The sequence below is a fragment of the Herbiconiux sp. A18JL235 genome, assembly GCF_040939305.1.
In the GTDB taxonomy this organism is placed as follows: Bacteria; Actinomycetota; Actinomycetes; order Actinomycetales; family Microbacteriaceae; genus Herbiconiux.
The window spans coordinates 542,584-556,918 of sequence record NZ_CP162511.1 but is presented as its reverse complement, the minus strand read 5'-3'; the positions used below and the strand labels follow the sequence as shown (position 1 = coordinate 556,918).

The window sequence follows — 14,335 nt, the reverse complement described above, 5'->3', positions numbered from 1 at the left end:
CCGTCGTCGATTCGTGACGACTCTAGCGGCCAGTCGCGACAAGGGCCTCAGCGGGCACCTCCCCGTCGGTGGCCACGATCTCGCGCAGCCGGCTGAGCCGGCGGCGGCGCACGGCCTTGGCGATGAAGAAGTCGGCGACCAGGAGCAGCACGAGCAGCACGCCGAGCACCAGGTTGCTGAGGTACGACGGCGCAGCGAGCGTCGCCATGCCGGCGGTGAGGGTGCCCGTGATCGCCACACCGATGACGACGTGCCAGATCGTGCCGACACCGCCGTAGAGCCCGATGCCTCCGATGAGCGCCGCGCCCACGGCGAGCAGCAGCAGGTCGGGGAATCCCTCGGGAGCGGCGCTGCCGCCCTTCAGGCAGGCGATGGCTCCGGCGAGACCGGCGGTGGCTCCGGAGAGGGAGAACGCGAGGGTCATCGAGCCGGTGACCGGCACTCCCGCGGCGATGGCCTCGGTGCGCGCCCCACCGATGGCGTAGATGTGCCGGCCGGGCCGGGTGAACGCCAGGAAGAGACCGACGACGACGAAGGCGATGATCGCGATGACGCTCGACGGCGAGAAGAACGTCGCGAACCGGGTGTGCAGCGGGTCGGAGATGGCGAAGTCGGTGAGCACCACGGGCGAGTTGTTGCTCGCGATGTAGGCGAAGCCGCGGATGGCGATGAGGCTGCCGGCCGTGAACACCAGGGAGTTGATGCCGAGGCGTGCGATGAGCCAACCCTGCAGAGCACCGAGCACCGCCCCTCCGGCGAGCGCCGTCACGATGGCGACGACCAGCCCGAACTGGGCGACCTCGATGGCGATGACTCCCATGAGCGCCGCCGTCGATGCGACCGAGAGGTCGAGCTCACCGGCGATCATGGTGACCGAGAGGCCGAGGGCGACGATGCCGACGAAGGCGAACGACTCGAGCACCGCGTAGACGGAGGAGGGCCCCGCGAAGCTCTTCGAGACGATCAGGAACGTCACGATGACGGCCAGGAGGATGACGATCCGCAGACCGTACTCCCGCAGGGTGGTGGTGAGTGCGCCGCGCATCAGATCGCCTTCTTTCGGATGACGTGGAGGACGGAGACCATGACGACGACGAGCAGTCCCACCGCGGCGAGCCGCACGCCGTGCGAGAAGTCGTGCAACAGCATGACCTGACTGAAGATGGCGATCATGAGAGCGCCGAGCGCCGAGCGCAACGGTGAGCCGAAGCCGCCCTGGATGGCGGTGCCGCCCACCAGCACGGCGGCGATCACGTTCGAGGTGAGCGTCGGCAGGTCGAGCGTGGTGGCCTGACCCGCCTGCGCGGCAACGACGATGCCCGAGATGGCGGTGCCGATGCCGAGCACCACGAAGGCGGCGATGGTTGCCGCTCGGAACGAGACGCCGCTGAGACGGGCCGTCTCGCGGTTGGCGCCGGCGAGGGAGATCTTGCGGCCTGTGACGGTGCGGTCGATGAAGAAGGTCGTGAGGATGGTGAAACCGACGAAGATGTAGATCGGCAGCGGCAGCCCGAGCGGGCTGGCGAGCGCGATCCACCTGGTGTCGACCTCGGGCGCCGAGACCACGCGGCCGCCCGTGACGAGCGTGGCGAGACCGAAGATGATCGCGCCCGCGGCCAGCGTCGTGATCATCGGGTTGAGGCCGAGGGCCACGAACGCGCCCTGGGCGAAGCCGGTCGCCGCGAGGATGAGGATGACCAGGATGATCGCGAGCGGCAGCGGGACCCCCACCGCGAGGAGGGGGAAGAACACCACGGCCGCGAGCATCGCCTGCTGGGTCACCGCGAGCGAGACCAGGTTGCCCGAGAGCGTCACGGGCGTGAGCCCGACGGCCGCGATGCCGATGACGGAGGTGTTGATGAGGATGCCGCGGAGGTTCTCGAACGAGAGGAAGCCGGGCGTGGTGGCGGTGGCGATCACCAGGGTGATGAGGAGGATCAGGGGCAGCGACCACCTGATCACGAACTCCGCCGCGCGCCGCGAGGGCGCGGGTGGGGCGGTCGTCGCCGACAGCGACGCCGTGTCGGTCTGCAGGGTCACTTCTCGCTCCTGTTCATGACGGCCGCCACGAGGGCGTCCTCCGTCCAGTCGTCGGCCGGGCCCACGCCCACCATCTCGCCGTGGTAGAAGGTGGCGATGGTGTCGCAGAGGCCGTGGATCTCGTTCGTGTCGGAGCTCGAGACGACCACGGTCATCCCCTGCTCGCAGAGACCGCGCAGCTTCGCGTAGATGTCGGAGCGCGCCCCGACGTCGACGCCGCGCGTGGGCTCCTCCACCAGGAAGAGCGTCGGGTTGTTGCCGAGCCACTTCGCCAGGGCGACCTTCTGCTGGTTGCCGCCGGAGAGCTTGCCGACGCTGGAGCCGAGGCGCTTGCTGTCGATGGCGAACGCCGACGCCAGCGCCTCAGCGGCGCTGCGCTCGCGCCGGGTGCTCACCGTGCCGGCGGTGGCCACCGACGACAGCCACGACGACGAGAGGTTCCGCACGATCGACAGACCCGCGAAGATGCCGCTGCGCTTGCGGTCGGGCGAGCAGTAGGTGATGCCGTCGGCGAGGCCCTTCGACCGGTCCTTCGCCTTGAGGGGCGAGCCGTCGACCTCCACCACGCCGCCGAGGATGGGCGTCTCGCTGGCCAGGGCCTTCACCACCAGATCGGCGCCGGATCCAAGCTGGCCGGTGAGGCCGAGGATCTCGCCCCGGCGGGCGCTGAGCGACACCGGCGCGCTGAGCCCCGAGATGACGACGTCGCGCAGCACCAGCCGCTCGTCGCCCTCGACCGGCCTGCGCTCGGGGTACATGGTCTCGAGGGTGCGCCCGAGCATCATCTGGATGATGCCGGCCACGTCGATGTCTCCGATCGCAACGCTCGGCAGGCTCCGGCCGTTGCGGAAGATGCTGACGCGGTCGGCGATGGCGAACACCTCGGGGAGGCGGTGGGTGACGTAGACGATGCTGATGCCCTTCGCGGCGAGGCCGCGCACGACCGCCAGCACCTTCTCGGTCTCGGCGTCGGAGAGTGCGGCGGTGGGTTCGTCGAAGATGACGACCCGGGCCTCACGGGCGAGCACCCTGGCCACCTCGAGCAGCTGCATCTCGGCGACCGACAGCTCCTCGACCTTGGTGGAGGGGTCGATGTGCCCGAGACCCACCTCGCCGAGCAGGGCCTGCGCCTCGGCGCGCAGGCGCCCCCGCGTCCAGAGGAAGGGCGAGTTCGCCTTGCCGAGCACCAGGTTCTCGGCAACCGAGAGGGCGCCGACGGTGCTGTACTCCTGCTGCACCACGGCGATGCCGGCCGCCTGCGAGCGGGCGCTCGAGGAGATGTTCACGGGCTCGCCGTCCATCGTGATGGTGCCCGTGTCGGGGGTCACGAGCCCGGAGAGAACCTTCACGAGGGTGCTCTTGCCGGCGCCGTTCTCGCCGAGCAGGGCCACGACCTCGCCCGGCCTCAGGTCGAAGTCGACGTCGGCGAGCGCCTGGACGGCGCCGTAGCGCTTGCTCAGGCCGGTCGCGACGAGTCGCGCGGGGGCGGCGGGGGTGCCGTCAGCCATGGTGTTCCTTCCTTCCGTCGGTGCGCCGGATGCGGGGTGCGCCGGGCCCTGGTGCGGGCCCGGCGCATCCCGTCGTGTTACTGGCTGCCGAGCTGCTCGTAGCCGAGGCCCCAGAACTCGAAGCCGTCGATGTCGGCGAGCCGGATGGGCGGGTTGGGCATGTAGGTCGTCTTGGCCGGCGGGTCGGCGGTGAGCTCCGGCTCGGCCGGCTCCAGCTCGAGGTTGACGACCTCGTCGGTGACCTCGCCCGAGGCCAGGTACTTCGCCACGGTCTGGATGATGAGCTTGCCCTCGACGACGGGCGACTGGATGACGGCGCTGTAGACCTTGCCGTTCTTCAGCGGCGTCTTGTCACCGGCGTCGTTGCCCGCGATGACCCAGACGTCTTCACCGGGGGTGAGGCCGTTCTGCTCGAGCGCCGTCACCACACCGGCCGCCATCGACAGGTTCTGGGCGAACACGAAGTCGATGCCCCCCGACGAGAACTTCGGGATGACCTGGCTGGCGATGTCGAACGCGGCCTGCGAGTCGAAGCCCGCGGCGGTCGGCTCGCTGGCGAGGAGGTCGAACGGCTCGTCCTCGGTGGCGGCGAGCATGCCGTCGTGGCGGTCGATGCCCGACTGGTACCCGGCGGGGAAGGTGATCTCGATGAGGTTGCCCTGCTCGGAGTGCAGCTGCTTGCCCGCGGCCAGCGCGTCCTCACGCGCCGCCTTCAGCATCTCGCCCGCGGTCTCACCGATGCCGTAGGCGCGCACGCCGGCGTAGGCGGTGATGTAGTCCTCGCCCTCCGGGAGCACCGACTGGTTCACCTGGAAGACGGGGGCGATCTGCGAGAGCAGACGGCTGGAGTTGATGCCGGCCTGTGAGTTCGAGGGCCACCAGACGAAGGCGGCGGGAACCTCGCCGGTGGCGATGAACTGCTGCACCTGCTGGTCCTGCTCGGTCTGGTCGGTCTTGTTTTCGAAGATCTTGACCTCGTAGCCGAGCTTCTCGGCCTCGGCCTTGACGGAGGCGGCCTCGTCGGACTGGTAGATGGTGGCGGTGGAGGGCATGAACATGACGATGGTCTTGCCGTCGCCGTTCAGCGAGCCCGTCCCCTCACCGGCGGCGCTGGTCGATCCAGCCCCTGCGCTGGTGCCGTCCGACGAGCAGGCGGCGAGCCCGAAGCCCATCACCGCCGTCAGTCCGATTGCCGCTGCCACGCGTACGAGACGCGATGTCGATTGCCTCATTGCAACTCCCAGTGATGTGTGGATCAGCGTCGCCGATGACGCTGTTCATAATTACTACACGATGTGTTTAGTTATGTCGATCAATTCGGGTCACAAATCGGTGTCGTATTTCAATTTGCGACAGCCGGGCTGAACGCATCGGGCTGAGATCGTCCGAGGAGAGGTCGCGCCACAGCGCCGCGCGGATCGATCAGCGTCTTGATCGCGCGGGGCCTGCCCTCGCTCATGGGCAGCAGCGCCTCGTCGATGACCTCGTCGAGCGGCACGACCCGCGGCGCGATGACCCCCCAGTCGCGCCGGCTCGCGACGAGCTCCAGGGCGCGGGGGAAGTCGGACTCGCGCACGAGCGCGTTGGTGCCGATGAGCGTCTTCTCGTCGAGGGTGAAGCGGGCCAGGTCGATCTCGACCGGTGCCTTCTGGATTCCCACCAGCACGATCCGGCTGCCGCGCGGCGCCAGGTCGAGGGCGGCGAGCACCCCGGGCCGCGATCCGCTCACCTCGAACACCACGCGCAGCTCCGCGCCGCCCACCGCCGCCGCGATGAGTTCTCGGTCCGCGGCGGCCTCGCCCGTCACGAGCACGGTCTCGTGCGCGCCCAGCTGCCTGGCGATGGCGAGCCGCTCCGCATCCATGTCGCTGGCGACGACCCGCGCCCCGGCGTCGACGAGCGCGCAGACGAGGAACGCGCCGATGCCCCCGACACCCTGCAGCAGCACGGTCTGCCCGTCGACGTCACCCGCGCGGGTCACGTTGTGCACCGCGATCGACATCGGTTGCACGAGCGCCGCCTCGTCGAGCGAGAGACCCGTCTCCTCGAGGGCGAGGCAGCATTCGATCGGCGCCGTCACGTAGCCCGCCAGGGCGCCGTCGCGATGCAGGCCCACCCCCGCGTAGCTGCGGCAGAGGTTCGTCTCGCCGCGCAGGCAGGCGGGGCACCGTCCGCAGGCGACCGAGCCGCAGGAGGCGATCGACGAGCCCAGCCAGCGCTCGTCGACCCCCTCGCCGAGCGCCACCACGACGCCGGAGAACTCGTGCCCGGGGATGATGGGGCCGTGGTGCCCGGTCGCCGGATGCGGGGTGTCGACAGGATGCTGGTGCGGCCCGTGCGCCCACTCCCCCACGTCGGAGCCGCACACCCCCACGGTGCCGACCTCGATGAGCAGTTCGCCTGGCCCCGGCGAAGGCACCGGCACCTCCTCGAAGCGGAGATCGCGGCGGCCGTGGTAGACGGCGGCGCGCATGGTCTCGGGAATCGTCATCTGAGTTCCTCCGGTCGCAACTGATGGCCCGCATCGCGCGCCACCTCGAGGATGAGGGCGGCGAAGTCCTTCCCCTCGCCGAGTCCGCCCGAGACGAGGCTCGAGTAGGCCACCTCGGTGGTGGCGAGCACGGGCAGCGGCACCTCGAGCGCTCGGGCGAGCTCGAGCGCGAGCCGCACATCCTTGCGCTGCCCCTCCGGTGTGAAGGCCGGCGGGAAGTCGAGGGTCACGACGGGCGCGGTCTTGTACCGGGTGAACGGCGAACCGATCGCGCTGTCGTTCAGGAACTCCATCAGCAGCGCCCGGGAGACTCCGGCCCGGTCGGCGAGCACCGCCACCTCGGCCAACGACTGCATCGTCACCGAGAGCAGGGCGTTCACGCAGAGCTTGATGACGGATGCTTCGGTCCGCGACCCGACGCGGTGCACGGCCCGCCCGATGGCGAGCCCGATCGCCTCGGCCACCTCGAGCCCGGCGTCGTCGCCCGAGATGGCGAAGATGGCCTGGCCCGCCTCGACGACAGCCGGGTTGCCGCTGATGGGCGCGGCCACGAAGGCGGCGCCCGCCTCGGCCGCCGCTCGGGCGGCCCGTTCCGATGCCGCGGGCGACACCGTGGAGCCGTCGATCCAGACGCGGGCGCTCCCCGCCCCCGGGTGCGCCGCCCCGAACAGGCCGCTCTCGCCGTCGTGCAGCGAGTCGAGGGCCGCGTCGTCGAGCACCATCGAGAACACCACGTCGCAGGCACCGGCCTCCCCGAGCGACCGCAGCCTCCGCGCGCCTCGGGCGACCAACGCATCCGCTCGCTCGGGCGTGCGGTTCCATACCGCGAGGTCGACGCCACTCGCGAGCAACCGAGAGGCCATGGCCGAGCCCATGCGGCCGAGCCCCACCCAGGCGATCTCGACCCCCTGCAGGGCGTCTGCGTTCGTCATCCGAGTCCTCCCCCGTCCGTCCCGGCTCAGTACTCGTTCGCCACGAACAGTTCCTGGGCCGGGAACTTCGTCAGCACCACGGGCCCGTCGTCGGTGACGACGATCTCCTCCTCGATGCGGGCCGCCGAGACGCCGTCGGAGGCCGGGCAGTAGGTCTCGAGCGCGAACACCATCCCCGCCTCGAGCTCCACCGGGTTCTCCAGACTGTTGAGCCTCGAGATGATCGGCCGTTCGTGCAGCCCGAGCCCGAGCCCGTGCGCGAACTGCAGACCGAACGCCTCCATCTCGGTCTCGAACCCGAACTCGGTCGCCTTCGGCAGCAGCGCGGCGATCTGGTCGGTGCCCGCACCGGGCCTGATGCCCTCGATGCCCCGGTCCATCCACTCGCGGGCGCGCTTGTAGGCGTCGCGCTGCGCGGTGGTGGCGCTGCCCACACCGAAGGTGCGGTAGTAGCAGGTGCGGTACCCGTTGAACGAGTGGATGATGTCGAAGAACGCCTGGTCGCCCGGCCTGATGATGCGGTCGGTGAAGTTGTGCGGATGCGGGTTGCAGCGCTCCCCCGAGATCGCGTTCACCGCCTCGACCTGGTCGGAGCCGAGCTCGTACAGCCGCTTGTTGGCGAGCGCGACGATCTCGTTCTCGCGGATCCCGGGCTTCAGCACGTCGACGATCTCCTGGTAGACCCCGTCGACCATCGCCGCCGCCTGGTTGAGCAGCACGATCTCGTCGTTCGACTTGATGACCCGCGCATCCAGCATGAGCTGCTGAGCGTCGACGACCGTCAGGCCCTGCCGCTGCATCTCGAACAGGAAGGGCGGTTCGACGATGTCGACGCCCACGGGCGCACCCGCCACCCCTGCCTCGACGAGCAGCGCCTTGATCTCGGTGACGGCGGCGGCCATGAGCCCGGCATCGGGAGCGACGGCGCCGCGGAACCCGAGGAACCCGGCCCGCCAGTTCTCGTCGGGCAGCCACTTGGAGTGCAGCTTGTGGTGCTTGACGGCGGAGCCGAAGTCCCACAGCACGGGTTCGCGGTCGCGGGTGAGCAGGCAGTAGCGGATCATCTTGTCGCCGAGGGCGCCGCCGATCCAGGTGCTCGTGGTGTAGCGGATGTTGTAGAAGTCGAACAGGAGCAGAGCGCCGCACTCGCTCGACTCCAGGGCGGCCTTGGCCCGGTCGATGCGGTAGCGACGCAGGCGGTCGAAGTCGACGCGTTCCTCGTAGTCGACGCCCATGTGGCCGGGGGCGGGAACAAGGCGGGACGTGGTCATGCACACTCCTAGGTCGAGCGGAGGCAGCGCCCGTCGACCCGGAAGGCCTGACCGCGACGTCGCGATGACCTCGAGTGTACAGCAAGGTTGAACGAGTGTTTACCCCTGTGACACAGGCGACGCATCCGCCCACGCCAGCTCGCGCAGCTGCGCCGCACTCACCGACGCCCGCGGGTACACGACGCCGTCGCACGACCCCGAGCGGAACACCGCGATCGAGTCGGCGAGCTCGGTCAGCTCCTCCTCCTCGGAGGACACCACGATCACCGCCACGTTCTTCTCGGCGGCGAGGGAGCGGATGATGCCGTAGATCTCGCGCTTGGCGCCGATGTCGACGCCCTTGGTGGGCTCGTCGAGCAGCAGCAGGAGCGGCGCCTGCAGCGTCGCCCTGGCGAACAGCGCCTTCTGCTGGTTGCCTCCCGAGAGCGAGGTGATGGGCGCCGAGACCTCGCCGCGGATGGTGACCTGGGCGAGCACGTCGTCGGCCGAACCCTTGAGGGCACGCCAGCGCAGCAGCCCGCCGCGGATGTACTTGCCGAGCACCGGAAGCACGACGTTCTCCACCGACGACATCTGCGGCACGAAGCCGTCGAACTTGCGTTCCTCGCTGAGGAAGGCGACGCCCGCCTTGATGGCCTGGGCAGGGTTGCGAGGCTTGTAGTCCTTGCCGAGCAGGCGCAGCTGGCCGGCGGCCAGCGGGAACGCACCGTACACGGTGCGGAGGAAACGGGTGCGCCCCGAGCCGACGAGCCCGTAGATGCCGAGGATCTCGCCGGCATGCACCGTGAGATCGATGCCGTCGAGGTTGTTGCCCGAGACGCCGACGGCCTCCAGCACGGGAGCGCCGAACTCGCGGGCGCGCTCGGCCTCGGTGAGCACCTGCACGTCGTCGAGCGGGGTCTCGCCCACGCCCTCCCCCACGATGGCGGCGACGGCGGCGGTGTCGACGGGGCCGTGGTCGCCGACGATCGCTTCGATGACGGCTGCACGATCGACGTCGTCCACCGATCCGTCGAGCACGATCATGCCTCCCGAGAGGCCCACGATGTGGTCGGCGACGGCGAACACCTCGTCGAGCTTGTGGTCGACGAGCAGCACGCCGATGCCCTGCTCGTCGACGAGCCGGCGCACGATGGCGAGCAGGTGGTCGACCTGCTCCTGCTCGAGCGCCGTCGTGGGCTCGTCGAGCAGGAGGTACTTAGCGTTCTGGTTGATGGCTCGCGCCACCTCCACCATCTGACGCTGCGCGACGGGCAGGGCCGAGACCAGGTCGGTGGAGTGGGCGTCGATGCCGTACTCGGCGCAGAGCCGGTCGGCGGTGCGGTTCATCTCGCGGCGCGAGAGCACACCCCCCGATACCTGCTCTTGCCCGAGGAAGATGTTCTGGGCGACGGTCAGCTGGTCGACGAGCGACAGCTCCTGGTACACGCAGGCGATTCCCGCAGCCGAGGCGTCGCGCGGGCCGTGGAACTCCTGCGCCTGACCGTCGATGCGGATGCTGCCCTCATCGGGCACCTCGGCACCCGACAGCGAGCGCAGCAGCGTCGACTTCCCCGCACCGTTGTGGCCGATGAGCGCCGTCACCTGACCGGGCCTGATGGCGAGGCTCACGTCGGTGAGCGCCTTCGTCGGCCCGTAGCTCTTCGAGATGCCGTCGACGAGCAGTCCTTCGCCGGTCATGAGCGGTCTCCTTCGGTGTGGTGCGGATGCGGGTGGTGCGCGCATCCGTTCGGTCACGGACGCGGGTGGTGCGGATGCGACGGTGGCCGGGCCGAGCGGGCCCCGGCCCGGCCACCGTCACGGGTGGTGCGGTCTAGCCGAATTCCTTCGCGCCGACCTCCTGGCCGGTGGTGTAGATCTTCAGCGGCTGCAGAATCTCGGCCGGCACGTCGTCGCCGGCGAGGTAGCTCTGCACATTCTCGAGCACGATCTTGGCGTACTCGTAGGGCTCCTGCGCGGCGCAGGCCACGTACTCGCCCTCGAGCGGGGTGTCGGCGGCGCAGAAGCCGTAGACCTTGATCTGGTCCTGCTTGCCGGCCTCCTTGATGGCCTGCAGGGCACCGACCACGGCGGGGCCGGTGTCACCGAAGATCACGTTGACGTTCGGGTTGCCCTGCAGCAGCTCGCCCGTCACCTGCAGCGACACGGCCGGGTCGACGTTGGTGTCGAGGGTCGGCAGGATCGTGGTGTTCGGGTTCGCCTTGAGCGCCTCGATGAAGCCCTCGTCGCGCTGGTTGGTGGGGATCTGCGACGGCTCGCCGAGGATGCCGACCACCAGAGGGGTCTCGGTGCCGAGATCCTTGATGGCCACCTCGCCGAGCTGGGTGCCGCCGGCGGTCTGGTCGGCGCCGACGTACTGCACGATCGTCGCGTTCTGGTTCTTCAGGCCCTCGGGGTCGATGGTGACGTTCACCGAGAACACCGGGATGTTCGCGGCGTTCGCCGCCCGCACGCTCGACACGCCGGTGTCGGAGTTCACGGCGTTCAGCGCGATGGCGCACACGCCCTTCTGCACGAACGCGTCGATCTGCGCGAGCTGGTCGCTCTCGCTGTCGTTCGCGATGGCGATGTCGACCGTGTAGCCGAGCTCCTTCGCGGTGTCCTCGAAGCCCTCCTGCATGGCGATGTAGTAGGGGTTGATGGTGTTCGGCAGCGCCACACCGATGGTGGGGTTGTCGTTCGAGCACGACGCGGGCAGCGCGCCGGCCTCGTCGGTGGAGCTCCCCGCGCCGTCGCCGGTGGCGGCATTGCTGCACGCGGCGAGGCTGAGAGCCAGGACTCCTACGGCGACGGCGCCGAGTGCCTTCCTCTTGATCATGATGTTCCTCTCGTTGGTGTGATTCAGGATGTGGTGGTGGGGGGAGGCGAGACGGCGGGTGCCGCCTGGCGCTTGGAGAAGACGGGTTTGCCGGCGCGGGAGCGACGCAGCGTGTCGAAGGAGACGCCGACGAGGATGATCACGCCGATGACGAGCGACTGCCAGTAGCTCTGCACGCTCAGCACGTTCATGCCGTTCGACACCGCGGCGATGAGCACGGCGCCGATCATGGCGCCGAGCACGGTGCCGACACCGCCGAACAGCGAGATGCCGCCCACAACCGCCGCGGCGATGGAGTAGAACAGCTCGTTGCCGGTACCGGTGGCCGGGAAGCCGACCATGAGCCTGCTGGTCACGATCATGCCGCCCATGCCGCCGCAGAAGCCCGAGATGGCGTAGACGAGGATGGTGGTGCGGGCGATGTTCACACCGGCCAGGCGCGCGGCGTTCTTGTTGCCGCCCAGGGCGTAGACGTGAACGCCCTGGCGGGTCATGCGCAGCCACAGCCCCGCGATGACGGCGGCGACGAGCAGCAGCAGCACGGGCAGCGGCACACCGGCGATGCGGCCCTGGCCGATCCAGCTGAAGCCGATGTCGCGCACCTGGATGGAGTTCGCCCCCGTGATGATGAGCGGGATGGCGAGCGCCACGCCCTGCGTCGAGAACGTCGCGATGAACGGCGGGATGCGCACGAAGTGGATCAGCGCCCCGTTCAGCACGCCGAGCGAGGTCGCCGCGAGCAGCGCGATGAGCACGGCGACCGGCCACGGCACCCCGGCCTGCATCACGAGGGCGACGAGCACACCCGACATGGCGATGTTCGCGCCGGTGGAGAGGTCGATGCCGCCCGTCAGCAGCACGAAGGTCTGGCCGAGGGCGAGGAAGCCGATGACCGTGCCGTTGACGAGCAGCGTGAAGCCGTTGTCGATGGTGCGGAAGTTCGGCGACAAGATACTGAACACCAGCAGCACGGCGACCAGCACCATGAAGATGCCGGCTTCGTCGGGCACGCGACGCTTCTTCACGGGGCCCCCTTTCGTGGTGGTGGCTGGCTTGCGGGTGAGGGAACCGGAATCGGTCATCAGAACGCTCCGTCGAGCTCGGTGATGTCTGCGGCGCGGGTGTAGCGCTCACGGACCTGGCGGTAGTCGACGCCCTGGGGTTCGGCGACGACTCGGGATGCGGGCGCCCACTCGGAGCGCAGGGTGCGGATGTCGGCGCCCTGCGCCACGGCGGCGGCCTGCACGGCGGCGCCCGCGGCGACGGCGTCGACGGCGTCGGTGATCTCGACCGGGCGGCCGGTGACGTCGGCGACGATCTGGCGGTAGGCGGCCGAGGCGGCGCCGCCGCCCGTGACGAGCCGACGGCCGTCGAGGGAGAGGCCCATCGCGGCCATGCGACGCTCGCCGCGTTCCATGCCGAGCACGACGCCCTCGTAGGCGGCGAGAGCCAGGTCTTCGCGCGAGGTGTCGTTCGACAGGCCGGCCAGGATGCCCCGGGCGGCTGGTCGGTTCGGCGTGCGCTCCCCGTCGAGGAAGCTCACCAGCACCGGGCGGCGGGCGTCGCGCTCGGCCGAGAGGGCGAGGCGCTCGAGCTCAGCGTGGTCGACGCCGAGCAGGCGCGCCATCGTGTCGGTGACCTTGGCGGCGTTGAGGGTGCAGATGAGAGGGAGGTAGGCGCCGGTGGCGTCGGCGACGGAGTTGACGATGCCGGTGTGGTCGAACACCGGGAACTCGCTCGTCGTGAACACCACGCCCGAGGTGCCGAGCACGTAGGCGAGCTCGCCGGGCGCGATGCCGAGGCCGACCGCGCTCGCGTGCTGGTCGCCCGCGCCCGCGCCGACCACCGCATCCGCCCGCACCCCGATCTCGGCGGCGACGGCGGCGGGGACGGTGCCCGCCTGCTCGGAGGGGCCGAGCACCTCGGGGAGCATCGCCGCCCAGTCCTTCTCGGCGTCGACCAGCTCGAGCACCTCGGTGAGGTAGCGGCCCTCGGGCGCGCTGTAGTAGCCCGTGCCGCTCGCGTCGGAGCGGTCGGTGACCGCGCGGCCGCCGGCCGCCCCGCCGGTGAGGCGCCAGGTGAGGTAGTCGTGCGGCAGCAGCACGGTGGCGAGAGCAGCGAAGTTCTCGGGCTCGTGCGCCTTCAGCCAGGCGAGCTTTCCGATGGTGAAGGAGGGCGGGGGGAGGGTGCCGACGCGGTCGGTCCAGGCGTCGCCGCCGAGGCGGGCGGTGAGCTCGGCGATCTCGCCCGCGGCCGTGGTGTCGTTCCACAGCTTCGCGGGACGGATGACCTCGCCGCGCGCGTCGAGCGGCACCAGGCCGTGGCACTGCGCGGCAACGCTCACGGCGACGATGTCGTCGGGCACCACGCCCGCCGCGGTGCGGGCCACGGCGAACGCGGTGGTCGTGGCGGCCCACCATTCGGCGGGGTTCTGCTCGCTCACCGGCGGGAACGTCGGCGTGTGCGGCGCCCTGCCGGAGCCGAGGGTGGCTCCGGTGTCGGCGTCGCGCAGCACGACGGTGGTGGATTGGGTCGAGGAGTCGACCCCGGCGACGACGGGCATGGTCAGCGGCTCTCCGCCGGCTCGGCGACGGCCTGCGCCTCGGGGATGACGAGACCGTCGAGCTGGTCGGGCAGCTGGGCGAGCTGGCCCACCGCACCACCGGGGTGGGTGAAGTGCACCCGCTCCCAACTCACCGCACGCGCTCGCATGAGCACGACGGCGAGCGCGTCGAGCCAGGCGCTGTGCGCGAGGGTCGAGCCCATGGCGAGCAGGTTGCCGGGGTCGGCGGCGGGGTAGTTGCGGATCTCGACAGTGATGTCGGCGAGTTCGCCGAGCGGCGAGGCGGCGTTGGCGGTGAGGGCCACCACGCGGGTGCCGACGTCTTTCACACGGGCCACGAGGTCGTTGAGCTCCGACGAGGAGCCGCCCTTCGACAGCGCGATCATCACGTCGTCGCCCTCGACCGCGCCCATCGAACCGTGCAGCCCGTCGCCCGGGTTCAGGAAGAAGGCGGGGGTTCCCGACACCGAGAACAGGTGAGCGGAACGGCGGGCGATGAAACCCGAGGTTCCCGAGCCGGTCATGACGACCTTGCCGGTCATCGACTGCAGCAGCGAGGCGACGCGCACGAAGCGCTCGTCGATCTGGTCGAGCACGTCGGCGAGCGCCTCGGTCTCCACACGGATCTGCTGGCGGCCTGCCTCGATCACGGCGGTGGTCTCAGGGGTGAGGGTCATTCCAGCTTCCTTCTCGCACGGCGGTGTACCGGCCA

The 14,335-nt window shown here is 70.1% G+C and carries 12 protein-coding genes; all 12 read right to left on the bottom strand.

The features are described 5' to 3' along the window. Nucleotides 1–22: 22 nt before the first annotated feature. A complete protein-coding gene (locus ABFY20_RS02535) occupies nucleotides 23–1,045 on the bottom strand; it encodes an ABC transporter permease (RefSeq protein ID WP_368498384.1) in 1,023 nt (340 codons plus the stop codon). Then, nucleotides 1,045–2,040: an ABC transporter permease gene (locus ABFY20_RS02530; protein WP_368498383.1), complete on the bottom strand. Its 996-nt coding sequence runs from the start codon at nucleotides 2,038–2,040 to the stop codon at nucleotides 1,045–1,047. The genes ABFY20_RS02535 and ABFY20_RS02530 overlap by 1 nt, the downstream gene beginning before the upstream one ends. Further along, nucleotides 2,037–3,548: a sugar ABC transporter ATP-binding protein gene (locus ABFY20_RS02525; RefSeq protein ID WP_368498382.1), complete on the bottom strand. Its 1,512-nt coding sequence runs from the start codon at nucleotides 3,546–3,548 to the stop codon at nucleotides 2,037–2,039. Before ABFY20_RS02525 ends, ABFY20_RS02530 begins: the two co-directional genes overlap by 4 nt. Before the next feature lie 77 nt (nucleotides 3,549–3,625). Then, nucleotides 3,626–4,750, bottom strand: coding sequence for a sugar ABC transporter substrate-binding protein (locus ABFY20_RS02520; protein ID WP_368498381.1), 1,125 nt, complete (start codon nucleotides 4,748–4,750; stop codon nucleotides 3,626–3,628). Between the two features lie 140 nt (nucleotides 4,751–4,890). Further along, nucleotides 4,891–6,039, bottom strand: a complete 1,149-nt coding sequence (locus ABFY20_RS02515) for a zinc-binding dehydrogenase (RefSeq protein ID WP_368498380.1) — start codon at nucleotides 6,037–6,039, stop codon at nucleotides 4,891–4,893. After that, nucleotides 6,036–6,971: an NAD(P)-dependent oxidoreductase gene (locus tag ABFY20_RS02510; protein ID WP_368498379.1), complete on the bottom strand. Its 936-nt coding sequence runs from the start codon at nucleotides 6,969–6,971 to the stop codon at nucleotides 6,036–6,038. Before ABFY20_RS02510 ends, ABFY20_RS02515 begins: the two co-directional genes overlap by 4 nt. A 26-nt stretch (nucleotides 6,972–6,997) precedes the next feature. Then, entirely contained in the window at nucleotides 6,998–8,242 is a 1,245-nt protein-coding gene (locus tag ABFY20_RS02505) for a M24 family metallopeptidase (RefSeq protein ID WP_368498378.1), read from the bottom strand. 99 nt (nucleotides 8,243–8,341) lie between these two features. After that, nucleotides 8,342–9,922 (bottom strand): sugar ABC transporter ATP-binding protein, encoded by a 1,581-nt coding sequence (locus ABFY20_RS02500; RefSeq protein ID WP_368498377.1) that lies wholly within the window; start codon nucleotides 9,920–9,922, stop codon nucleotides 8,342–8,344. Between the two features lie 133 nt (nucleotides 9,923–10,055). Then, nucleotides 10,056–11,060, bottom strand: a complete 1,005-nt coding sequence (locus ABFY20_RS02495; protein WP_368498376.1) for a substrate-binding domain-containing protein — start codon at nucleotides 11,058–11,060, stop codon at nucleotides 10,056–10,058. Between the two features lie 23 nt (nucleotides 11,061–11,083). Next, nucleotides 11,084–12,142 carry an ABC transporter permease gene (locus tag ABFY20_RS02490; protein ID WP_368498375.1) on the bottom strand — a complete coding sequence of 353 codons (1,059 nt, stop codon included), beginning with the start codon at nucleotides 12,140–12,142 and terminating at the stop codon, nucleotides 11,084–11,086. Beyond that, complete coding sequence (gene xylB, locus ABFY20_RS02485) at nucleotides 12,142–13,623, bottom strand: xylulokinase (RefSeq protein ID WP_368498374.1); 1,482 nt, start codon at nucleotides 13,621–13,623, stop codon at nucleotides 12,142–12,144. Before xylB ends, ABFY20_RS02490 begins: the two co-directional genes overlap by 1 nt. 2 nt (nucleotides 13,624–13,625) lie before the next feature. Next, a complete protein-coding gene (locus tag ABFY20_RS02480) occupies nucleotides 13,626–14,300 on the bottom strand; it encodes an SIS domain-containing protein (protein WP_368498373.1) in 675 nt (224 codons plus the stop codon). Nucleotides 14,301–14,335: the final 35 nt, after the last annotated feature.